Origin of the sequence: Ethanoligenens harbinense YUAN-3 (assembly GCF_000178115.2) — a bacterium.
Lineage (GTDB): Bacteria > Bacillota > Clostridia > Oscillospirales > Ethanoligenentaceae > Ethanoligenens > Ethanoligenens harbinense.
This window is the reverse complement of the sequence record NC_014828.1, coordinates 1,815,830-1,837,573: the sequence shown is the minus strand read 5'-3', so window position 1 is coordinate 1,837,573 and position 21,744 is coordinate 1,815,830. Positions and strand designations below refer to the sequence as shown.

Sequence of the window (21,744 nt, the reverse complement as noted above, 5' to 3'; positions counted from 1 at the left end):
TGTACAAACCCAGTGCTGAAGCGGCTTCGCGGGAATCTGTGAAGCTCTGTGGCAACGGTTTGGCAACATAAGCTCCATTATTCATAGAAAAAGAGCGAACTGATTTTCTGTCAGTTCGCTCTTTTTCTATGTCTTTATTTCTCTTCGCCTGGATGGGCGTTCCGCTTGGCCCGTATCGCATCCAACTGTGCCCTGGAGCGTTCTGCTTCCATTTTAGGAAAGGTGTAGCGCCAAGCGTCATAATCCTCTTTCGTGATTTTTCCCTTTCGTAGCTTTTGTGCTTCTTTATACCACAATTGGAGATTGTCAACAACGGATTGATTGTCTGTGTGTTGCTTAAGAACAATACAAAGTTGATTGTCGCATATGTCCGGCTCAAAGCCATACATGTCCTCTAAAGCAAAAAAAGTATGCATTAACCCAATATATGTGTCTATATCAGGCACAGTAAGTGCCTGAGGGCGTATATCCAGTGCTCTGGCAATCGACTCGACCAGATTTCCCTTCGGTGTTCTTGTACCGGCTTCATATTGCGCCACACGCACATCAGCGGTTCTTTTATCAAAACCGATCGCCATGCCAAGCCATTTTTGGGTCATACCCCGCAGATTGCGAATAAATCGGATTCTCTCACCGATTGCCATAGCAGCCAACTCCAGTCTGCATTTTATTCATGCAGTCAGTATAACATAGATGTTTAAGTGGAGTCAATAATTGTTAAACAAAAAAGTTAAATATCCTTGGCTAAACCACTTGACATAAACTTATATGCTTAGTAAAATAGAGGAAGGTGTTAAACATAAAAGTTTAACACAGACAATTAAATGACCGTCCGAGCAGTTACCTTCCGGCGAAGCAGGCGATAACCTTACGGAGTAAGCGAGCGTGCCAAGGAGAAAAAACGGCACAGCGCAAAAAAGGTTGCCTGTCAGGAAGCTGCATTGGAGAGAGCGGCGAGGCCACATAATAGAAAGGGGAAATTTCATGGGGAGTACATTCATGACCGTTGGCGAGGTTGCAGAGGAATTAGGCGTTTCCAAATCCTATGCCTATAAAATCGTACATCAGTTGAACGACGAACTCAAAAGAATGGGGTATCTCACCGTTTCTGGCAGAGTTAGCAGGCAATATTTTGTAGAAAAGCTCTGCTACGGTGAAAATACCGGCGCAGCGAAAGGAAGCAAATAGGATGGCAGTGTACAAGGATTCCAGTAACAATACTTGGCGCGTGATTTATCGCTACACCGACTGGAAGGGAGGACGCAAGCAGAGCAGCAAACGCGGCTTTTTGACCAAGTGGGAAGCACTCGCGTGGGAGCGCGAACAGTTGCAAAAGACTGTCAACGCCGATTTGAATTTGCAGGTTTTCGCCAGTTAAAAAATGCATGAAAACAGCGGTAAGGAAATGTTGAAAAATTAGTTTTGGCCCTGCTCGAAAAGGGTGTTGACGATGTGCTGCTTCTGCTTCATGTACTCCTTTCGCTCTTTAAGGCGATAGCTCTCACCCTTGATATTGACAACGGTGCAGTGGTGCAAAACACGGTCTAGGATTGCAGAGGCGATAGTGACGTCGGCGAAGATCTCATTCCATTGGGAAAAGGTCTTATTGGAGGTAAAGATCGTGGAGACTCTCTCATAACGTCTCGCAATCAGTTGAAAAAACAGATTCGCCCCCTGAATATCCATCGGGAGATAGCCAATTTCGTCAATAATGAGCATTTTGTACTTGCCCAGAGTTTTGAGCTTGTCCGGTAGTCTATTCTCAAAATGAGCCTTTTTGAGCTGCTCAATTAGGGTGTGGCAGTTGATGTAATAGGTGGAGAATCGATGCTTGGCGGCAACCAGCCCCAGTGCTGAGGCCAAATGGGTCTTGCCCACACCGGGCAGGCCGAGGAAGACGATATTCTCTCCGTTTTCAAGGAAACGCATGGTAGCCAGTTCTTCAATCTGGCGCTTGTCAATGGAGGGCTGGAAACTGAAATCAAAATCCTCCAACGTTTTTTTGATGGGAAATCCGGACATTTGCACCTGCTTTTCATAGGCGCGTCGCCGTTTTGACAATGCTTCCTCGGCAAAGATATGGTCGAGCACATCTACAACGTTGAGTTCGTCCTTTACAGCTCTTTCAAGATAATTGTCCAATATCTCCAGCGTGTTTTTCATCTTAAGGCTTTCGAGGTTTTCCCTGAGACGTTCCATCGTCAGTTCCGTCATAGCAGCACCTCGTCATACCGGTTCAAATCGTGTTGTTGGATAGGAAGGTCGATGACACTGTCGCCGTCCAGCAGGGTGTTTTCTGTATCAAAGGATTGCTTGACGGTCAGCCTGCGATAATGATGGGCATTGACGACCATGTCTTTTTTCTGGTAGGATATTCGGTGCAGGGCAATTTGCTTTCCTTCATAGTAGACAGCAAGCACGTTGTCCAATGCTACGACTGCCACATCTTCGCCGGCGTATTCCGATGGCACGGAATACTGATTACCGCCGTACGAGATGAGGCAGTCTTTTTGTACCCGGCGCAGATTGATTTTGTCGATGATATATTCACGTTTAAGAGGGTTAAGGCCCTCTTTTTTTAGTCTCTCGAAGGGAATTTCATTTGTTGTGGCGTGGACTTTCCCATTGACCTTATTACACCATGCGAGGGCCTGGCCATTGAGGTCGTCAAGTGAAGAGTACTTGATGCCAATCATGAAATTATCCCGTACGAACTGTACCGTGCGCTCTATTTTACCCTTTGTCTGGCCTCGGTATGGCCGGCACAGCACATGGCTTGAACCCATAGAATCCGGCGAAATCCTCAAACTGCCGGTTGAGGGTACTGTCTTCCTGCTTCAGCAGCCGTTTGATGACGACCTGCTTCATGTTGTCATACAGAATTTCCTCCGGGTAACCGCCTAAATACCGGAACGCGTTGGCATGGCAGCGGATCAGAGTGTTGGTACTCATGTTGGTCACAAACTCTATGTACCGTGTCCGCGAGTACCCCAAAATGAACAGAAAACAGTACAGCTTTTTCAGCTTCCCATCCTCCGGCACGGTGTGATCCTCAAAAAACGCCCAGTCCATCTGCCCTTGAAGTCCCGGCATCGTTTCAAACCGCACCGTTGCTTTCTCGTCCAACTGTTCCTTCTTGTTTCGCACGTATTCCCGCACGATGCTGTGCCCACCCTCGAAGCCCTGCTCCTGAATTTTCTCCAGTATCCGCTCCGCTGAGTACGGCGCTTCCTCCAGCCATACCGTTATCTGCTCCTTGTAGGGGTCCAGCTTCGACGGCTTCGTTGCGCTCAGGCTGTATACCGGTCGCGCCTCGCTCTCGGCGTATTTCTTCGCCGTCCTCGGGTCAATGTTGTACTTGCGCGCTATCTCTGTGTAGCTCAGTCCTTTTTGCCGGTCGCTTCGGATATCCATCCGGTTTGCTCCTTCCATTTTGACACCCTTTCCGCCTGCTGCTTAACAGACAGATTTGAGTGTACCATATTGCATCCCTTTCCGCTGCAAACCTACATTTTTTGACCGGCGTTTTTCTTCATTTTATCACTGGCGCTGACAGATCCGAGAGTGCAAAGAATATGCGGAGAAGAACGATATTACGATTCTAAATTGCTATATTGACCGGGCGCTCTCCGCCAAAACCGACCACCGGCCCGAATTCCAGCACATGATCAAAGACGGCACCAAACAGCTTTTTGAAGCGGTGATTGTCTGGAAGCTTGACCGCTTTGCCCGCAACCGGTACGATTCCGCGCACTATAAAATGGTGCTGCGAAAGAACGGTATTCGGGTGTTATCCGCCAAGGAGAACATCTCCGAGGGGGCAGAGGGCATTATTCTGGAATCCATGCTGGAGGGGTATGCCGAGTACTACTCCGCCGAGCTTTCGGAAAAGGTGGTTCGTGGTCTGACGGAGAACGCCCTCAAGGCCCGGTATAACGGCGGTGGGCTGCCCATTGGCTACACTATCGACCAAGAGCAGCACTTCCAGATCGACCCGCTGACCGCGCCGGTGGTGCAGGAGGCATTTCGACGCTATGCCGAAGGCGATACCATCGTGGGTATTGTAAAATGGCTGAATGAAAAAGGCATCCACTCCTACCGCAACCGCCCGATGCGGATTGACTGCGTAGACCGCCTGTTGAAGAATCGCCGCTACATAGGGGAATACCGTTACCGGGACATTGTGCAGCCGGGCAGCATCCCCGCCATCGTTCCCAAAGAGCTGTTTGACCGGGTGCAGGAACGGTTGGCGAAGAATAAAAAAGCCCCGGCCCGCTACAAGGCCGAGGATGCATATCTTTTAACAACCAAGCTCCATTGCGGGCACTGCGGGGCCTTTATTGTAGGTGAGAGCGGAACAAGCCATACCAGCGAGGTTCACCATTACTACAAGTGCGTAACCGCAAAAAGGCGCAAGGGCTGCCCCAAGAAGACCGTCCACAAAGAGTGGATTGAAAATCTGGTGGTCGAGCAGACCATGAAGTTGCTGTTTGATGATGCGGTGATCGGGCGCATCACGGACATGGTGATGGATTTGCAGCGCCGGGAGAACACGACGCTCCCTCTTTTGAAGCAGCAGCTTGCAGAGGCGGAGCGCGGTATCCAGAACATGCTCAATGCCATCCAACAGGGCATCCTGACACCCTCCACCAAGAAGCGGCTGGACGAGTTGGAAGAAGCCAAAGGCAAATTGGAAGTCAGCATTTTACAGGAGGAAATGCAAAAGCCGGTTCTAACCCGGGATCAGATCACGTTCTGGCTCCATAAATTCCGGGAGATGGACGTAACTAAACAGGCACAGCGTCAACGCCTGATCGACAGCTTCATCAACGCCATTTACCTGTATGATAACAAGATCGTGTTGACGTTCAACTACAAAGATGGCGCAAAGACGCTTACCTATGCGGAAGTACAGGGTTCGGATTTGGTCGCACAAGCTGCACCAGTTTTGCTTTGTGCCTGCGGACAAGACGCGCCCTTCACTTATGTGGAGGGCGTTTTGCTCTGTGCCCGCGATTACGTTATATCCTTTTTGACCACACCCACCACAAAAACTCCATGTGTTAGGGTCTGAACCCGCACGTGGAGTTTTTGCGTTTTCTATGGTTTCAAAACAGCATATATAGTGTACATAAGAAAAGTTTGTCTCTAAAAAATCGAAAAAGGCCCGCTCAGAGTCATTAAGACTCCGATCCTGTTTGCTCCGCAAATTGCCTTTGAATCTGATCAAACTGATTTTTAATGATTTTTTCGGTAATTTTTAGAAGATTCTTAATCTCATCATCCTTGATACTGTAAAGAATCCGAAGGCCATCCTTTTCAGATTGAAGAATGCCGGCGTCTTTGAGTATCCTCAAATGCTGCGATAGGTTTGACTGGCTGAATTCCACATCCTCATTCAAGACACAGACACATAGCGGCCCATCCAATAACTGCTTCACAATTTTGACTCGGATGGGATGGGCGAGTGCCTTATATATCTTCACATATGGTTCTTCACGAGTCATATTGCTCCACTCCTTTACCTGCTATGAGCATAAAGTTCTTCAAAAATATTGTCAATAGGTTTTTGTTGACATTTTGAGATTTAGTAATATAATTATATTATAATATTCTAATATAGTATTTGCGATGTGTCAAGGTGAACGGAAGGGTAGATGCCTTTTATGAAAAAGAACAGCATTGTTTTGTTGCTCGGGCTTGCGGGATTTATTGTGATGGCTGATAATTGGGTGGTATCCCCCATACTTCCAGCCATTTCACAGAATCTTCACGTGGATATTGCACGGGCAGGGTTACTGATAACGGCTTACATGATACCTTTTGGCTTTTTCCAGCTGGTTTTTGGTCCGTTGGCCGACCGTTTCGGGAAAAAGCAGGTAATTACATTCTCTGTTGCGATGTTTGCCCTGTCTGCAGGACTTTGTGCATTGGGCTATGATATAACTAGCCTCGCAATTTTCAGGGCGTTGACAGGAATGTTTGCGGCTTCTGTAATGCCGATTTCGCTTGCTTTGATCGGCGACGTTTTTCCGGTCAACGAAAGGCAGGGAGCCATCGGAGCCTTTATGGGGATTTCATTTCTCGGCCAGGGGCTCAGCATGGCGATTGGCGGTACAATCGCGTATTTTCTGAATTGGCGGGGTGTGTTCTTTTTATATGCAATTTTTGCTTTCGTTCCTACCGTATTGCTGATTAAGAATTATAAGGCGTTACCATCCGAAAAACATCCAGACAGTAAGATTTTTGCACCTTATTTCAAACTGCTGAGCACATCGAAAAGCCTGTTTACTTATATCGTTGTTCTGTTGGAAGGCATGTTTATTGTGGGCAGCTTCTCCTATGCCGGAGCGTTTATTTCCAAGACGTATGGGTTTAACTACTTTTATATTGGCCTGATTATGACGGCTTTCGGCATTATGACGGTCATTGGCGGCAGGCTCAGCGGAAAGATCGTAAAAAAAACAGGTGCTAAAAAGCTGGTTATGATCGGCCTGCTGTCGGCGTCGGCCGCAGATATGATTCTCTACCTCTTTGGAAAACAGCTTGTGCTTCTTGTGATCGGAATCGCATTGCTTGGCCTTGGTTTTATTTTCACTCACTCCACTTTGCTCATGAGAGCCACGGGATTTGCACAAAAGGCGCGCGGAGTCGCCATGTCGCTGGTAGCCTTTTGTTTTATGGGCGGTGGAGGCATCGGAACTGCCATCGGTGGAAAAATGATTCCAATTATGGCTATTGATAAATTGTTCTTGGTTTATGGAGTCGCACTTGCAGTCACGCTTTTACTGAGTATGCTTTTGATCAACGATCATTTGGAGAGTAAAGCGAAGCATAACTAATCGAGTGATGATGCGTTCATTCCTTTGCTCCCGTTCGTGCCTTGTTCTCATCTTTCATGACCACACTTCCCAGCGGGCAGTGCCCGCGATTACGCTATATCTTTTTTGTCGTTGAACAGGCAATCAAAACCACCAGTTGAACTGCTGGCTTTGATTACACCGCCCAGCGCGACGAGATGGGAAATTATCTCCTCAGGCCGCAATTACCCACATTTTCATGAGAAGTTTTTCGAGTACCGAACAGTCCGCCTAAAAGTATCCGGAGCCGTCGAGACCGATGCCTGTCCCCCGACTGTTGCGGATTTTAACGCGGCTCGTGCTGCGCTTGATGACTACATGCGTCGGTTCGAGGCGCTTTTGCAAAAAACTGCAAAAAAATCCCGCCGTTCGCTCTTTAGGAGTGGACGGCGGGATTTTTGACAGGATGTCGAGTTTGAGACCCGTTATGCGGTCAAATTCTTTGGATTACCGGTTTCCCCTTTTCCGACGGCGGAACAGCACGATGACGATGCCGCATACGCCCGCGAGACCTGCCGCGACGGCCGGCAGCGCAGCCGCCTGCGCGGCGCCCGTTTTCGGGCTGGCCGCGTTCGAGCCGGAGGATGAGGCGGCGGAAGAAGCGGCCGAAGTTGTGCCAGAAGCGGATGAGGCAGCAGACGATGCCGTCGCATACCCGGTCGCGGTGAGCACCAGGCCGTTCACCGCGCTTTGCAGATTGGCCGTCAGCGTATTGACCGCGTCCTGCGTGACATTTTCATCCGCAAGCGCCGCTTCGGCCGCCGTCAACGCCTGCCGGAGCTTTTCTGCGCTCGCCGCGGTATATTGGGCCAGCGTCAGATTTGACGCCGTGTTTACCAGCGTGGTCAACTCGGTCTTATTCGCTTTGACACGCACCTTGGCGAGTGCGCCAATCAGCGCGCTGTCCGTGCTGTTCACCGCGTCCTGTGTGGCGTCATCCTGCGCCTGCACGGCCTTGGCTTGCGCCACGAGGTCGGAAAGGCCGCTCAACGTGGCGGGTGCGTAACTGTCCGCGTCGGCAAGGATCTGGCTTGCCAGCGCGATGGAGTTGTTCAGCGAGGCCTTGTTGGCGATAGGAACCAGCGCGGTCGCCGCGGCCGACAGATTGTTGTAGGCGGTCTGGATATCAGACGCATCGTTGTCCAAGTTGGCGGTGGCCGCCTGGGCGGCGGTCAGCGCCGTTTGAAGCGCCTGCCAGCTTGCTTTGGTGTATTTGCCGCCGTCGAACGCCTGCACGGTAGCAATCAGGGCATTAAGGTCGGTGCGGTCCGCGATCTCCTGCAGGTTGGTCAGCGCCTGCAGCAGGGTCGTGAACGCGCTGTCCGCATCGGCCTGCGTGGCGTCTGGGTCGTCCAGCACCTTTTGCGCGGCGGTCAGCGCATCGGTTAGGGCCTGCACGCGCGCGGGCTTGTCGTCCGACGTATCCGTGTTCTTCGATGCGTCGACCAGCTGCTGCAGCGCGGATTTGTCCGCCGCAAACACCAGCCCGTTTTCGGCCGTCAACAGCGCGGTGAACGCGTCGTCGATCTCGCTCTGGCTGGGGTGGCCGGCCAGCAACGTCTGCGCGGCGCTCAGCGCGGCGCCAAACGGTTTCCAACTGTCAGGCGTGTATTTCGTGGTGTCGAGCTTTGCGGCGCTGGCCGCCAGCGCGTTCAACTGCGTGCGGTTTACGGTCACGACCGCGCTCTGGAATGCGGCCGTTGCCGTGTTCAGCGCGGTCACAGCCGCGGCCACGCCCTCCGGCGTGGCGTTGACGTCGCTGTTCACCGCGTTCGCGGCATCCAGCGCGGTTTGAAGCGCACCAATAGCGCTCTGCGGATAGTTGCCCTCGTGGTTGCCGGCCACGGCCGCGTCGTGCAGCGCCTGCGCACCGGTGATGGCCGACTGCAGCGCGGTCTTGTCCGCCTGATGGGCGGTCAGCGTCACGTCGTCGGTCGTCAGGCCGTTTTCGGAATCCTTCACGGCAATGTGCATCTTGTTGTTGTTCACCGTGCAGGTGAGGTAGACCTTATCGTCCTTGTTGGCCTCCTGTTGATAGGTGACGAAAGCGTTGGGATAGACCGGGTCGATGTCGTACGTTTTGTCTCCGGTGTGGCCGGCGGCGATGTAGACGGTGCCGTTGTTGCAGTTGGTGGGATTGGTGGTCACAGGCGTTTTGTTATAGATGGGATAGGTGCGGCCGTAGGAGTGATCATGGCCGTTGAACACAAGGTCCACGCCCAGCTCGTCGCATACCTGCGGCAGCGTGTCGTAGATTAAGGTCGCGCTGTCCGCCGGGTTTTTGTTGAAAGCAGGCTGGTGCAGCGCGATGATTTTCCAGGTCTTTTGGGTAGCTTTCATGTCCTGCCGCAGCCAGTTCAGTTTCTGGTTCATCACATCCACGCTGTCCGTCCAGCCCAGCACGGCGATGTGCATGTTGCCGTAGTCGACCGAGTAGGTGCCCGCTTTATCGCACGCCGGTCCGTTTGTATTAGGCATGCCGAGGATGGCGGCGGACTTCGTGCCGTCGTCGCCCTGAAGCTCGTGGTTGCCCATTACGTGGATGGTGTCGATAGAATCAAAGATTGAGTGTGCGCTGAGCATATTGGCGGTGATATCCATCTCATTGAAAATGGTCTGGTCGTCGGTGAAATCGCCTACATGGATGGCAAAGTCGGATTTGGTCGCCGCGGTTTCAATATCGGTGAGGAACTGGCTGTAATCGTTCAGGCCGCTGGCGTCCGTCACCTGCGTGTCGCCGAATACGTTGAAGGTGAGATTCGAGTCGTCCGGCGTCAGCGTGGTGAAGCTGCGCACATCGGACCAGTTGGCGCCGTCGCCCACGCGGTAGGCATAGGTCGTACCGGGGGTCAGGCCGGTTGCCGTGACCGAGCTGAGCTTGATGGCGCTGCTGTCAGCGGAGTAAGTGATGAGCTGCCGGGTACCGGTGTAATTGGTAAAGGCGCTATCTCCGTTTTTGGTGTAATCATCCTGTTTGGCCACCTGCATGATTGCCTGATCGTTGCCTTGCAGCGGGTTGGTCATCCAGGTGAATGTTTTTTCGGTGGTCGGGTCCTGTGTGGAACCGGCCAGCAGGTTGGCGGGCGCGGCGCTCTTCTGCGGGTTGAACGACTGCCCCGCCGTCTGGAAGCTGTACGCTGCGCCAAGCTGCGCGGAAAGCGTGAATTTCTGTGCTTGCTGAGTGGGTGCGGCGTTGGACAAATTGCCGTTTGCGTCGGTAACGCCGAGGTCCTCTGCGGAGCCGCCGGCGGGCGTGAAAGACACGTCCGCGCCCGTGGCGGGCTTACCGTCCGCCGTCGTGACGGAAATCTGCCCGTTCGCGCCCACAACCATCTGCCCGACCGAGACGGTCAGCCCGGCGGAAACCGGAACGGTACCGGACGTGCTGGCAAAGGTACCGTTGAAGCTGTCGCCCTGCGCGGCGGCATAGGTCGCGGTGCCACCGGTGATGCCGTAGGAAATCGACGTTCCCTGCGCGGTGCCGGCCGGCACCGACACATGGATGGTTGCCAGCGTGCCCGCGCCTTTGGCCGCGCCGGTGTTTGTGAGATTGAGCGTCACGTTGCCGGTGGAGGCGTCATACTGATACGTGCTGCCGGCGGCGCTGGCGGCAAAATCCACGCCCGTGACCGGGAAACCGGTGCCGATGTTGACGGTGGCCGTTGCGCCCGTGACGTTGGACAGGTCGTCCGCGTTCAGCGCTAAGGAGTAGGTGCCGCCCAGCGGTGCGCTCGCGCCCAGCGGCGCCAGCGAGACGCCGGTGCCGTTGCCGGTGTTTACGGTAAAGTAGGCGTCCTTGTCCGTCTCGTTGCCGAAATTGTCCTGGATGGACAGATGCACATGGTGCACGCCATCCGCCCATTTGTAGCCGGAAAGGGTGAACGTGCCGTCTTTGTCGTACGAGTAATGGCCGGCGACATTGGTATACTCCACGCCGTCCACCCAGATGCGGTTGCGATCCCAGTTGATGCCGCTCTCATTTGCCTCGACCACGTCGTGAATGGCCGTCGTAATGCTGACGGAGGACGTGTTGTATGTTTTGCCGTCCACATTCACTGAGTCGATAACCGGCGCGGTCAAGTCATCGTTGGCTGTTCCATAGACAAAACGGAAGTTATCAAAGTAGATGCTGCCCTTGGTCATCGGGCCGCCACCCGCCATGCCGGAATGCAACGAGATAATACCGGCGGCATATCCGCCGCCCTGTTGCGTGTAGGGACCGGGATGCAGCGTTGTGTTAATGGGGCAACTGACATATTTCCAGCCTTCCCAATAGATTTGCCCCAGATTTGCGATGCTCGGCTCACCGGCCTCTGGCGGCATATAAACGCCGAAATTTTTTCCATTTCCGTCCACAAGGCCAAACCAGAGACACATACCCTGCGTTTCCGGCGTACCGTAAACCCAAACGCCGATGCTTGTTGGCGAGCCCGACGCACTTTTCGTTACGGTTTTTGGTCCGGCATAAGCAATCAGGGTCGTCTGGGACTGCGCACCGGTGAAATCAAAATCCACCCGCGCGGCGTGGTTGCCAAACCGCACAGGCGAATCAGGATAGCTGCTGGCACCCACGCTGATTTTTTCGCCGCGTTTACCGGGCGTGGAGGTCCAAAGCGACTGTGCGGTAGCGTCATCCGTCAACTCTTCGCAGTCCTCGACCACGACCGGGTCTTGCCCAACCTGGACATGGAGAGTAACGGAAAGATTCGTGTGGTTAAACGCGATGGTAACATCGCCACTTCCTGTGGCGGAACCTGCAACAAACGCGTTATCGCCGTTAACCGTGCCCAGATTGTTCGGAATGGTCCACGTCACATCCGACGCGGAAAAGTGCACGGTGCGGCCCTGATACGTCGCCGTAAGACCAAGCGAGTTGGTGTCGCCCGGCTGAACAATCACGCTGGTCTGCGGGGACGAAAACGTATCCGGCAGTTCAAGTTCTATGTATGCCGTGTCGGCCACCGTACCGTTATAAGAAAGCTGTATGCCCACCTGGCCGGTCTTGCCGTTTGACTGAAAAACGCCGGTAGCCGCATCAATGGAGCCGTACGACGCATCCGTAAGGCTCCAAGTCAATCCGTTGGCTGGCAGAGTGGCGGAATAGCCGTCTTTATCGACACCCTTCGCGGTAAAGTTCACCGTCGTGCCGGGTGTGTAAGTCATGTCGCGCTGGGTGATATATGCGCTTGCAAACTGGTGATCCGGCTGAACATTGGAAACGATGAACCAGGAGTTCGCCACCGGGCGTTCATCATTGTCTGACGGTGAATTCTTCACCGTCAGACTGTCGTCGCCGGGCGTTTTGGTCGCAAATGTGGAGGAACCGCCGCCATCCAGATTGGCGGCCTGCACCGCACCGTCGTCCAACATCAGTTTGGCGAGATTGGTCAGCGTAATGCCCTCCGAATAGGGGCTTTGACGGCCGTCGATCACGATGAAAAACACACTGCCGTCTGCACGGATGCCGACGGCTGTGCGCGGTTCCAGATCCGTGCTGCTGCCCACAATTTTGCCGTTTTGCACCAGCAAGGTGTTGCTGCTCATGGCCTCTTGCAGGTCGTCCTTGATTTGATTATAGGTAGCGACATCGCCGATGACGGCGGTGCCGTCTTTTTTAATACCGAAGAAACCGCCGGAATTGTTGGTGGCGTGCAGTTCCACACCGTCTTTGATAATGAGGCTGTTCGGTTCGCCAGTGGCCATGTTATAAAAATCGCCGTTGACGGCGGCTACCACATTTTTACCGTTTTTGATCGCGGCGGACGCCTGGTCACGCACGGACTGCATGGCAAAAGTCGTCCCGTCGTTGGGCATGCCGACGACCAGAGAGGCGTTTTTCCCAGACAGATCCACATCCGTCTCATAGCAGGCGACCCGGTTGCCGTCGCCTTTGTCTACGTATGTAAATGTTTTTTGGCCGACTCCGGGTGAAATAGTCGTTTTTGCTTCATCAATTACGGATTTGAATACGGATGACTGAATATCGATCGCACCTAAGGCGTACACAGAAGCCGACGACAGCAACTGTGCAATGCATAGCCCTGCCGCGACTGCCGCCGCTGCCCACTTTTTCTTCGTCCTCTTTTTCATGTCTGAACTGGCCTTCTTTCTTTAATTCAGCGTTTTTCGTATACCCGACATTGCCGGGTAAAATTAAAATAGAAGCACAAGAAAGGTGCTGTTTCGTGCCACCTTATCATTTTCCTTCCAGTTTAAAAGTTGTTCCACCCACTTTATGTAATGATTGTTATGGGCATGTAAATTTCCATTCACATTTGTGTAAATCCTCGAAATTGTTTGCGGAAAGATGCTGCTGATGTAAAATGAGAAGAATAGATCTTATGCTTGGAATGCAGGTTCTTCTCACCGGTTGCGGTCTGTAGCTGTCTTTTTTGACCGCAGGCATGGCGCGCACCTCACTTTGTGGGGTGTGTTTCGTTTTGCGTACGCGCTTTTCCCGCATATCTTTTTTGACCAGACTTGCCATGATAAGATAATAAACCTGTTTTTCAAAATTGGTAGCTGGCGGGATGCAAACCCGCACATAAATAAGAGCCACGGTCGCAGTGATTAAATCCATTGAAGCTTTTTCTATATCTACCAATGATTCCTTAATTTATGGATAGGTTCGTAGCTTCCTATCACCCGGAATCTGCTTTTAAACCTAAGGCTTGTATTATTGAACACCGACTTATTGCAGAAAACCGGGATGATTTATTGCTTGTGAGGGTGATTCTACCATTTCAGCTCCAAAATGGTACACTTGATGTAAGCGAGGTTGTATTGGCTACTTGATTCCAGGGGGATACGTTATTCCCTATAAAAACGTGGCCGATGCATGTCCATGTATGTTTCATCTTGAATAAGGACAAATCAGAAACGGCAAAGTTTCTGCGAAAGATTTGAAAACCCAATATTGGGGAATTTTATTAAATCGTTGCGAAGCGATTTAGAAGTACGTTATGAGTAAACAGGGCAGCTGCAAGTGCCTATGGAACTTCCCAGTTTGTTTGCCAAATACCATATATTGTTAGATATCAAACAGCAAGCATTTTATAGAACAGGAGGTAAGCTGGTGCTGAATAGTAAAGAGTTTAATTTATGGGCAGACGGCTACGATAAAAGCGTCAACCTTAGCGAAGAAGCAAATGAATACCCGTTTGCTGGGTATAGAAAAGTATTAGGGACAATCTATGACATTGTAAAAAGCGAGAATGGAAAAAATATTCTCGATATTGATTTTGGAACGGGAATTTTGTCAAAAAAACCATATGACGAGGAATGCTCGATTTGCGGTATCGACTTTTCACCTAAGATGATTGAAATTGCAAAACAGAAAATGCCGAATGCAGTATTAGTTCAGCATGATTTTACGCAAGGGCTGCCTGTCATTCTCTCTGATAAATCATTTGACTTTATCGTTTGTACATATGCGATTCATCATTTGAATGATTTTCAAAAAATTCGGCTAATTAAAGAATCAATTAGCCATCTATCTGTTGGTGGAAAAGTACTGATTGGAGATGTTGCTTTTGAAACAACAAAGGAAATGAGGCAGTGTAAAGCACAAAGCGGAAGTCATTGGGATGCCGATGAGATATACCTTTTCGTGGAAATGTTAAAGCCTGCATTTCCTTTTATGCAATTCAAAAAAGCATCATTTTGCTCGGCGATTCTCTCCTTTTCAAAATGAGCAAAACTGAGAGACTTGACTGAAAAATCAATGTTTTTACTGTCCATATTCCATTCATTAAGTATCCCAGCCTTTTTGATGCAATTACTTATTATCACGACACCGTTCCCCTATGATTTGGATATCTACCTCATATATTTACCATTGATTCTTGAATACACAGGGTCACGGGCCACCGGTGCCAGCAAAAGACCGACGATTTTGAATCGCCGGTCTTTCACTTTGCCTGTATTTATGCGGATTTGCGGGTTGCAAATTCTATAAGAACACTGTATCCGCCATGCAAGAAAGGGATTTTTCAGGATCGCATGAAATTTTTTATTTCCTGCTGCAGCTGCGTTACCTGCTGCATTTTCCCATCCCGCATCTGCATAAACATCTGCCTGATTTCCGGATTCTGGATATCCATCATGTACTTGTTGTACATGGATTGGTTTGTTATCTCGGTTTGCAGTAAATCATGCAGCATATTCAAGTTGTTGTTCACAAGGCACCTCCTTTCAGAAGATCGACATTTCAGACATTTTCTGAGAAATAGACTGCATGTTGCTCCTTGAGGCTGCTTCCATGCCATTTAAAATACCTTGCAGGTTAGGAATTGTGATTTGTTGTGCGGTCTGTGCAATCTTTTGCGCGGCCACATCTTCCATAAACAACATTTCTTTCAAAGCATTGTTTATGATTTCCCGTTCAGTTAACAATGTTATCTTCCTTTCTTTTTCCTCAGAGAACAATATACTTTCCCCGTTTCATCTATAGTCGCAAGGTAAATGTCCTCAGCATCCATAGCCCCTTGCTGGTTCAGTTCACCAATCAGCCAATTTCTGTCGTGTCCTATTTCTTCGAGGTTTTGATCTATAATTTTCCCATCGTTGATTAAAACTTTTGGAAGCCCTCCTCCGGTTACGGGAATATTCAAGTCGGCGGGAGTGACGGGAATATGATCAGTTTTTTTCAGCACACTCACACGGCCGCTTGTCTCAAGCATCGCCGTATCGACTTCATCAATATTGGGAGCATCCACCTCACGAAGCCCGGCCAGCAGAAGCTCAATCGGGAACAGGCTCTTCATCATATTTTTTCGCTGTATCTGTCCCTTTGATATAAGAATTTCTTCTTTTCCAAACACAACTCTTGCAAAGGTTCTTGATTTCACCGCAATAAATGATATGAGATAATGCATAAGGTAAATGGTAGCCGCCGTCATAATTGTATTTGTGAAGCTTATTTTGGAGTCAAAAAGTGGTGAGGCAATAAGCCCACCCATCATCCAGAAAAAAGTAAAGTCAAAACCGGCATATTGCCCGCCCGACCTGTGTGGTAAAAAACGGCTTGCAACATATAGCATAGCACCGACAATCAGTGTTCTTATAGCAAAGCCCCATACGTTTAAATCCTGCGTGGAATTCCAGATACCGTCCATTTATACAATCTCCATTATACGCTGATGTATACCGTTCCGTCGCTTTCGTATGCCGCCAGGAAAACGTCATTTACTTTGATAACTCCTTTTTCTTTCAATTTCTTATCGAGCCACGAAAAGTCCTGACCAATTGTCTGAAGGCTATCATTCTGAATCTCTCCGTCATAGATCAAGATCACAGGAATACCGGTATTTTTAAACGGAAGATTCATTTGTTTTCTTGTTATAGGAAGAAATTGGGGTTTCTTTATCACATTGATCTTTCCAGTGGGCTCGACAATCGCCGTATCAATCTCCGAAAAGTTGAATATGTTTTTAATTCTTAACTGACCCAGAAGATTGTCGATGGTTATACGCGCATCCAGCAGATTTTTTTTAATAAGTCGCCCGTTTTCTATCAAGATGGTGGAGTGCCGACCGACTTTTCTCGGGAATTTTACATCCAAATAAGATAACAACACATTCACGGCTGCATAAATAAGAATGATGACGATTCCGGATACAAGCGAACTTTCCGGATTAACCATTCTGACAGCCGCGAGGCTTACGATTCCTGCCGCCACCAGATAATTATGTCCGGCCAGTATGGCAATCTGCCGTTGTCGCATCAACCTGGTTGCCAGGATCAAAAATGCATACAAAATGATCGCTCTTATGGGAAAAACCCAAAGGGGCAACTCTTTCGCTCCAAATAAGAAACCATTCCATGTCATAATTGCACCAATTTTCAATTCAGCATTAAAATCACAATACATATTTTGTCCTCTGCTGTAAAGAATATTGCATAAGGGAAAAGATTTTTGCAATTTCCCCTGTATGGCATAAAAACAGGATGACACCAAGCTATATGTGAACAAAAATCGAATTACTCCCGATAAGTTTACGGACTTGTGAACAAAAGGAATGCGGCGAAAGGAGCTTTTATGCAGATACAATTAAGCCAAAAAGAAAGAATGCTGCTGGAGGACGAGAAAAATCAGGAAGAAGTATGCGTAATAAAATATAAAAATTACGCCCAGCAGGCTCAGGATCCTCAACTGAATCAACTCTTCAATACACTGTCTACGGAAGAACAACATCATTTGGATATGCTCAACCAAATGCTTCAGGGTCAGCAACCCAATATGACCCATCCCCAACAGGCTCAGCAGCAGGGAGCACAGCAGCAGACTCCTCAAGGCGGCATGGTCAATCCCGGTGACAAAATTCTTTGCAACGATCTGCTGTCAACTGAAAAATATGTTTCAGGAACTTATGATACCGGTATTTTTGAGGCTGCTTGTCCAACCGTCAGGCAGGCTCTGCAGCATATTCAGCAGGATGAGCAGCGTCATGGCGAACAGCTCTTTAATTATATGAATAGCCATGGCATGTATAATGTACAATAGCATAATATACAAAACACCATTACTGCCGGTTTCTTCAGTTTTGAACGTAAACATTGTTATTCGACTACCTGTGAAATCTTGATTTTACCGGGCTTGTGCTGTAAATCCTATAAGACCACTCCGACCAGCGAAAGACCGGCGGTTTTGAATCGCCGGTCTTTCATTAGTGCTGTATTTATGCGGGTCAGCGGACTGCAAATCGTATCAGGTCACTCGAAATCAACATGCGGGTTACAAAATTTTTCAATGATTTGGTATATAATTCCAATCGTTCAGTTCTTGAAATAGTCCCCCTACTCCAGATCCTCAATCAACGTAGATTGCACAGGCCGCCATCCCAAAAGTTCTTTTGTCTGCATCCTAGACCCCGGCATTACGCTTGGAATATCGAGCGCCGCCAAGACACCAAGGAAACCGAAATGGGCCTTTGCCTCTTCGTGTAAAATACTGGAAACCAGCAGATTCAGATGTTTACCAATGGTTTCGGCAATGGCGCGGAATGAACCCCCATCCTCTGTGCGACCCAATAGCCGTAAACCAACCGGAGCCTTTTCGATTGCGAGGCGGATTTGCCACATCAAGCCGGCGAACGGCCGGCGGGCCAGCGGTTGGACCCGTTTCCCACATAAGCGGGCTATAATGGTATGCGGATCAAAATGTCTCTCGGCGCCATGAGCCCGATAGATTACAGAAAAAGTATGGGGTTAGCAGCATAAGTAAGCCCAGGAAAATGTCCGCACTTCCAAACCCGCAAATTCAAATCGGCGTTGACCGTATGAATTTATTAATTGCACCGGAAACGTCCTGACCGAAGAGCATGTGGCCGCCGTGGTCGAAAATGACCCAGGTAGCGTTCGGAAATCGGTTCCGCGCTGTTTCAACATCGGAATATTTCGCAATGGTGTCGTCTTGGGCATGTATCATAAGCACCGGCACGGTGATTTTCTCCAACGGATAATCGTCATAGTGAAGCCCCATGTCATAGTTGGAAGACATGTCGTTGACAAACCCCTGTTTTCTTTCCGACATTGGCAGCATAGTTTTCAAAAATTCATCTATATTCTGCTTTTCGGCGGCGGTAGCATGACTGTAATCATTTTGGCTGATGCCCAGTTGCTGCAGCGCTATGGATTTGAACACATCCGCACCCAACCACATGGTAAAATCATTAAAAATAAAAGTCGGCACGTTCCCGATCGTTTTTCCACGAACCGGCATTCCGGTTGAAAGCAGAATGACTCCCGCTGTTCTTTCCGGATATTCCAGAGCAAATTGAAGCGCCGGGGGTCCACCTGCCGATGTACCCATCACATAGGCTTTGTCAATGCCAAGCTTGTCTAGCAACTGCCGATATGCATCCGCCTGCGCCTCCGGTGTGGCGTCCTTTGGCATGTCGGAACCAGGATAGCCGAAACGGGAAGGGCAAATCACTCGGTAACTGCCGTCGAACACTTCGCCGCTGATAAGGGCCTGGTCATAGCCACCATCCGTTCCGTGCGCGATTAAGACAGGGATACCGCTGCCTTTTTGTGCATAAGTAAGCTTCCCATAGGTGGTGGCAATCGTTCGAACCTTTATGGAATGCAGAGCGTGGGTGGCCCATGACAACTGAATATTGAATACGACGGCCACAAAAACAATAAACAGGAAGAGAGCAGCCAGAATTATACTCATGACTTTACGTCTTCTATAAAACGGCTTTCTGCTCCCGAATGCCGAGCCGCCGCGGGAACGCCGTTTATTCAATATGCACCTGGCCTGTTGCGATAAATCCGTCATGTTACCACCTCCAAAGGATGAAAAAGATATTCGGCGCTCAATCGCATCAATTCTCCCAATTTCAGCCGTTCTTCATCCGTTTTGCAGCCTGAAAACTGGAGAGAAAGCATCATTTGTTCATTGTTAAAGAGATTGGCGACCACGGTTTTGTCACAACGCTGAATCTGCTTTTTGTCTTCCATCATGGATAAAACTTCTATATAGTAGTTGACATTATTTCTGATAAATTCGCGTTCAAAAATCTCGTGGATCGCTTCGTCATAAAACTGCTCGCCAAATACAACTTTTGCCATCTGCGTAATCTGCGGATCAATCTTGCTGCCATAAGAAGAAATCAGTTCTAAGAACAACTCGGTGGGCCGCATGTCACAAATCATCTGTTCCACTTCCGCAAGTGGGGGACGCGATACCATAAGGGTTTCAAGAAATCGCCTGCATATTTCGTCAAGGATTGATCGCTTACTGGAATAATGATTATAAATCGAACTTTCTTTTATTCCTACGGCTTTTGCAATATCCCGTATGGAAACGCCGTCATAACCTTTTTGTGCGAACAGCGACAAGGCACTGTTGAAAATCTCCTGTTTTGTTGACATTTCGTTCACCCTTACTAACGTTCGTTAATATCAGTATAGCTAACGGTCGATCGTTTGTCAAGAACTCACTGATGTCGATCAGCGCAACGAACACTTGAAATTTAAACACATATCAAAGTGCCTGTAACACCCTTTTGCTCACACAACATTCTAAGTATTTTCCAATGTCAGCTTTTAGCTTTCCATATATCTCCCTCCTACTGTATTTCAGCGCAAACACAATAGGGTATTGGCATCTCCACTTCAAATGTGATAAACTTTGTATGTCATCCATGACAAACCTCTCTTTGCTTGATGATGCGGTTGGCAAACCTGCATCTATTTTAGCAAAAGGAGGTTTCCTTGAATCTAAAGATTTTTATTCCACCGGCAGAGCCGGTGATTTATTGCGCAAAAGCTCCAACAAAAATTGCCCGTTGAAACTTAGCGTTTCGACGGACATTTTCATCTCTATATGAAGTTGTGGAGAATGATTTATAGTATCAAAACAGTATCAACGGCTGCCTTGATGTCCGACAAACCCAGCATCCATGCGTGTTTGCGGACTCATCATCATTTCCACTCTTTTCACAGGACTTTATAACCGGGTATTCTTAGTGTTTTCCCGTGAATTAAGATTGTTAATTTGCCGTTTGGTGTCTCCTGTTTGCGGCTGCGGAAATTATTGTACTCAAAATGCACTCAGATCTTTGAAAAACTATTTGTGAGTTTCGACATGATAGCGTATGCCGTTTAGGTGGAAGGCTTATGTGCTTCACTTTTTTTGCTGTAAGCTATTAAATCTTGACCATCATTATATTTAGTAATCCAATATTTTTTCAGTGCACAAATAATAGTTGCTACTCCTAAAATTACAGCAATCGGAAAAAACAATGTATTAACAGCAAGTTGTAATGCCTGTGTTACTGTATATCCATAATTGCCCATTTCATTTACAAAAGTTTCAAATATGGGAAGATTAACAGCTATATTTGATGGTAAAAATAATAATAAATAATTGCATATCTGTGAAACAATTCCAACTAGCCCAGTAAGAATTGCGTTTGCAAGGATTGAGACTGAAGTGTCAGCACAACAGCTTATGAAAGACCATATTAAGCACGCAATTAATAATGATGAAACAAGAATAATTATTCCCGCAACTGATGTTCCAACTGTATTACTTAATACATTTTCCAAAGGAACCAACAAAAGTAACAATAGCACAAAAAGTACGACTGAGAAAGAAAATGCGTTCTTAAAAAACCCTCTAATTGACGACAACATTATAAAAGAGGCAGTAACCAAATTCATAACATACCAACTCAAAAATGCTGCCAGAAATAAATATCCCAGAAAAATAGCGTTAGTTGCTGCAAACAAAACTAATAATAGCAAACAAATAAAAAATACAATTATTTTATATTGTTTTAGTATGCTGTTTTCAGAATGCTTTACTGACCATCTTTGTACTTTTGTTGACAAACGAAAAAAAATGTTAAATATGCAATACATGTTATTCGTTATATATTTCTCCTTTCTACCGTGAATAGCAGGTTGATAAATACTCATATGGGGTATAATATGGAACTTTTTCATATGATTTAATGCCATAACTGTAACATTTTCCATGTCCAATTCAGTTGTAATTCTCATATAGCAAAGTGAACAGTAATACTTCTTATTATCGCCTCATCGAAATTCAAATAGTTTTTCAACTGCAATGTTCAACGCATCAGCAATGCTGAAAATCACATCGAGCGAAACAGCGCAGTCGTTGTTTTCAATTCGAGACATATGGGTGCGGCTGATGTCGATGGCATCAGCAAGCTGCATCTGAGATAGGCCGCGTTCCTTGCGGTAGTATGCGATATTCAATCCCAGCTTTTTATATTTTTCATTATGGCGGCGTTCCATAGGCTATATCACCTCTTACATATAGCTTATGGAATTTTTTGTGTCATATCGACAACGTGTAATATAATTTATATTATATTACACGTTGCAAAGTTGCTCGCATGTGTGA

At 48.4% G+C, this 21,744-nt stretch carries 19 protein-coding genes and 3 pseudogenes; 6 read left to right on the top strand and 16 right to left on the bottom strand.

The annotated features are described in order from the left end of the window. Positions 1-134: 134 nt before the first annotated feature. Complete coding sequence (locus ETHHA_RS08580; RefSeq protein ID WP_013485582.1) at positions 135-644, bottom strand: helix-turn-helix domain-containing protein; 510 nt, start codon at positions 642-644, stop codon at positions 135-137. Positions 645-984: 340 nt separating this feature from the next. On the opposite strand from ETHHA_RS08580, the gene ETHHA_RS08575 reads away from it, so the two are divergent. Further along, positions 985-1,188: a helix-turn-helix domain-containing protein gene (locus ETHHA_RS08575; protein WP_041686795.1), complete on the top strand. Its 204-nt coding sequence runs from the start codon at positions 985-987 to the stop codon at positions 1,186-1,188. 1 nt (position 1,189) lies between these two features. Then, a pseudogene (locus tag ETHHA_RS08570) lies at positions 1,190-1,369 on the top strand (Arm DNA-binding domain-containing protein); the annotation flags it as partial. Between the two features lie 47 nt (positions 1,370-1,416). Here the strand turns inward: ETHHA_RS08570 and istB are convergent. From istB to istA, 3 genes are read right to left on the bottom strand one after another with little or no spacing between them, the layout of a single operon-like run. Continuing rightward, the gene (gene istB, locus ETHHA_RS08565; protein ID WP_013484866.1) at positions 1,417-2,214 is read right to left on the bottom strand and encodes an IS21-like element helper ATPase IstB; all 798 of its coding nucleotides are present in this window, start codon (positions 2,212-2,214) and stop codon (positions 1,417-1,419) included. Continuing rightward, positions 2,211-2,696 carry a Mu transposase domain-containing protein gene (locus ETHHA_RS16095; RefSeq protein ID WP_242822062.1) on the bottom strand — a complete coding sequence of 162 codons (486 nt, stop codon included), beginning with the start codon at positions 2,694-2,696 and terminating at the stop codon, positions 2,211-2,213. The genes istB and ETHHA_RS16095 overlap by 4 nt, the downstream gene beginning before the upstream one ends. A 37-nt stretch (positions 2,697-2,733) precedes the next feature. After that, positions 2,734-3,432: an IS21 family transposase gene (gene istA / locus ETHHA_RS16090; protein WP_106919181.1), complete on the bottom strand. Its 699-nt coding sequence runs from the start codon at positions 3,430-3,432 to the stop codon at positions 2,734-2,736. Between the two features lie 121 nt (positions 3,433-3,553). Between istA and ETHHA_RS08555 the strand changes: the two are divergent. Continuing rightward, a pseudogene (locus ETHHA_RS08555) lies at positions 3,554-5,074 on the top strand (recombinase family protein); the annotation flags it as partial. 106 nt (positions 5,075-5,180) lie between these two features. Here ETHHA_RS08555 and ETHHA_RS08550 read toward each other — a convergent pair. Then, positions 5,181-5,507, bottom strand: a complete 327-nt coding sequence (locus tag ETHHA_RS08550) for an ArsR/SmtB family transcription factor (protein ID WP_013485580.1) — start codon at positions 5,505-5,507, stop codon at positions 5,181-5,183. 159 nt (positions 5,508-5,666) lie between these two features. On the opposite strand from ETHHA_RS08550, the gene ETHHA_RS08545 reads away from it, so the two are divergent. Beyond that, positions 5,667-6,842, top strand: coding sequence for an MFS transporter (locus ETHHA_RS08545; RefSeq protein ID WP_041687433.1), 1,176 nt, complete (start codon positions 5,667-5,669; stop codon positions 6,840-6,842). Positions 6,843-7,307: 465 nt separating this feature from the next. Here ETHHA_RS08545 and ETHHA_RS08540 read toward each other — a convergent pair whose 3' ends face one another. Beyond that, a complete protein-coding gene (locus tag ETHHA_RS08540) occupies positions 7,308-12,950 on the bottom strand; it encodes a phosphodiester glycosidase family protein (protein ID WP_013485578.1) in 5,643 nt (1,880 codons plus the stop codon). Between the two features lie 157 nt (positions 12,951-13,107). Then, positions 13,108-13,440 carry a hypothetical protein gene (locus ETHHA_RS08535; protein ID WP_041686793.1) on the bottom strand — a complete coding sequence of 111 codons (333 nt, stop codon included), beginning with the start codon at positions 13,438-13,440 and terminating at the stop codon, positions 13,108-13,110. A 411-nt stretch (positions 13,441-13,851) separates the two neighbouring features. Here ETHHA_RS08535 and ETHHA_RS08530 point away from each other — a divergent pair, with 411 nt between their 5' ends. Beyond that, on the top strand, positions 13,852-14,553 hold the full coding sequence (locus tag ETHHA_RS08530) for a class I SAM-dependent methyltransferase (RefSeq protein ID WP_242822061.1): 702 nt from the start codon (positions 13,852-13,854) through the stop codon (positions 14,551-14,553). Between the two features lie 298 nt (positions 14,554-14,851). On the opposite strand, the gene ETHHA_RS08525 is transcribed toward ETHHA_RS08530, so the two are convergent. The 4 genes from ETHHA_RS08525 to ETHHA_RS08510 are packed head-to-tail and all read right to left on the bottom strand — an operon-like array spanning position 14,852 to position 16,731. Beyond that, complete coding sequence (locus ETHHA_RS08525) at positions 14,852-15,040, bottom strand: DUF2383 domain-containing protein (protein WP_013485576.1); 189 nt, start codon at positions 15,038-15,040, stop codon at positions 14,852-14,854. A gap of 13 nt (positions 15,041-15,053) precedes the next feature. Further along, on the bottom strand, positions 15,054-15,254 hold the full coding sequence (locus ETHHA_RS15865; protein ID WP_013485575.1) for a hypothetical protein: 201 nt from the start codon (positions 15,252-15,254) through the stop codon (positions 15,054-15,056). Positions 15,255-15,256: 2 nt separating this feature from the next. Continuing rightward, positions 15,257-15,976, bottom strand: coding sequence for a YetF domain-containing protein (locus tag ETHHA_RS08515; RefSeq protein WP_013485574.1), 720 nt, complete (start codon positions 15,974-15,976; stop codon positions 15,257-15,259). 14 nt (positions 15,977-15,990) lie between these two features. Further along, on the bottom strand, positions 15,991-16,731 hold the full coding sequence (locus ETHHA_RS08510; protein ID WP_013485573.1) for a YetF domain-containing protein: 741 nt from the start codon (positions 16,729-16,731) through the stop codon (positions 15,991-15,993). 168 nt (positions 16,732-16,899) lie between these two features. Between ETHHA_RS08510 and ETHHA_RS08505 the strand changes: the two genes are divergently transcribed. Continuing rightward, the gene (locus ETHHA_RS08505) at positions 16,900-17,364 is read left to right on the top strand and encodes a spore coat protein (protein ID WP_013485572.1); all 465 of its coding nucleotides are present in this window, start codon (positions 16,900-16,902) and stop codon (positions 17,362-17,364) included. A 756-nt stretch (positions 17,365-18,120) separates the two neighbouring features. Here the strand turns inward: ETHHA_RS08505 and ETHHA_RS08495 are convergent. The 5 genes and pseudogenes from ETHHA_RS08495 to ETHHA_RS08480 form a co-directional block, all read right to left on the bottom strand. Continuing rightward, the gene (locus tag ETHHA_RS08495; protein ID WP_013485571.1) at positions 18,121-19,143 is read right to left on the bottom strand and encodes an alpha/beta fold hydrolase; all 1,023 of its coding nucleotides are present in this window, start codon (positions 19,141-19,143) and stop codon (positions 18,121-18,123) included. After that, positions 19,140-19,739, bottom strand: coding sequence for a TetR/AcrR family transcriptional regulator (locus ETHHA_RS14610; protein WP_013485570.1), 600 nt, complete (start codon positions 19,737-19,739; stop codon positions 19,140-19,142). Before ETHHA_RS14610 ends, ETHHA_RS08495 begins: the two co-directional genes overlap by 4 nt. Before the next feature lie 125 nt (positions 19,740-19,864). Beyond that, positions 19,865-20,013: pseudogene (locus ETHHA_RS16085) on the bottom strand (transposase); the annotation flags it as partial. 458 nt (positions 20,014-20,471) lie between these two features. Next, a complete protein-coding gene (locus ETHHA_RS15585) occupies positions 20,472-21,350 on the bottom strand; it encodes a hypothetical protein (protein ID WP_137143878.1) in 879 nt (292 codons plus the stop codon). 60 nt (positions 21,351-21,410) lie between these two features. After that, positions 21,411-21,635 (bottom strand): helix-turn-helix transcriptional regulator, encoded by a 225-nt coding sequence (locus tag ETHHA_RS08480; protein ID WP_013485568.1) that lies wholly within the window; start codon positions 21,633-21,635, stop codon positions 21,411-21,413. Positions 21,636-21,744 lie beyond the last annotated feature (109 nt).

Coding starts and splice junctions, on each gene's coding strand:
- ETHHA_RS08575 (WP_041686795.1), top strand. CDS start 985: ATGGGGAGTACATTCATGACCGTTGGCGAGGTTGCAGAGGAATTAGGC.
- ETHHA_RS15585 (WP_137143878.1), bottom strand. CDS start 21,350: ATGGAAAATGTTACAGTTATGGCATTAAATCATATGAAAAAGTTCCAT.
- ETHHA_RS08545 (WP_041687433.1), top strand. CDS start 5,667: ATGAAAAAGAACAGCATTGTTTTGTTGCTCGGGCTTGCGGGATTTATT.
- ETHHA_RS08510 (WP_013485573.1), bottom strand. CDS start 16,731: ATGTATTGTGATTTTAATGCTGAATTGAAAATTGGTGCAATTATGACA.
- ETHHA_RS08540 (WP_013485578.1), bottom strand. CDS start 12,950: ATGAAAAAGAGGACGAAGAAAAAGTGGGCAGCGGCGGCAGTCGCGGCA.
- ETHHA_RS08530 (WP_242822061.1), top strand. CDS start 13,852: ATGGAACTTCCCAGTTTGTTTGCCAAATACCATATATTGTTAGATATC.
- ETHHA_RS08550 (WP_013485580.1), bottom strand. CDS start 5,507: ATGACTCGTGAAGAACCATATGTGAAGATATATAAGGCACTCGCCCAT.
- ETHHA_RS08495 (WP_013485571.1), bottom strand. CDS start 19,143: ATGACGGATTTATCGCAACAGGCCAGGTGCATATTGAATAAACGGCGT.
- istB (WP_013484866.1), bottom strand. CDS start 2,214: ATGACGGAACTGACGATGGAACGTCTCAGGGAAAACCTCGAAAGCCTT.
- ETHHA_RS08580 (WP_013485582.1), bottom strand. CDS start 644: ATGGCAATCGGTGAGAGAATCCGATTTATTCGCAATCTGCGGGGTATG.
- istA (WP_106919181.1), bottom strand. CDS start 3,432: ATGGAAGGAGCAAACCGGATGGATATCCGAAGCGACCGGCAAAAAGGA.
- ETHHA_RS08535 (WP_041686793.1), bottom strand. CDS start 13,440: ATGGATTTAATCACTGCGACCGTGGCTCTTATTTATGTGCGGGTTTGC.
- ETHHA_RS16095 (WP_242822062.1), bottom strand. CDS start 2,696: ATGATTGGCATCAAGTACTCTTCACTTGACGACCTCAATGGCCAGGCC.
- ETHHA_RS08480 (WP_013485568.1), bottom strand. CDS start 21,635: ATGGAACGCCGCCATAATGAAAAATATAAAAAGCTGGGATTGAATATC.
- ETHHA_RS08515 (WP_013485574.1), bottom strand. CDS start 15,976: ATGGACGGTATCTGGAATTCCACGCAGGATTTAAACGTATGGGGCTTT.
- ETHHA_RS14610 (WP_013485570.1), bottom strand. CDS start 19,739: ATGTCAACAAAACAGGAGATTTTCAACAGTGCCTTGTCGCTGTTCGCA.
- ETHHA_RS08505 (WP_013485572.1), top strand. CDS start 16,900: ATGCAGATACAATTAAGCCAAAAAGAAAGAATGCTGCTGGAGGACGAG.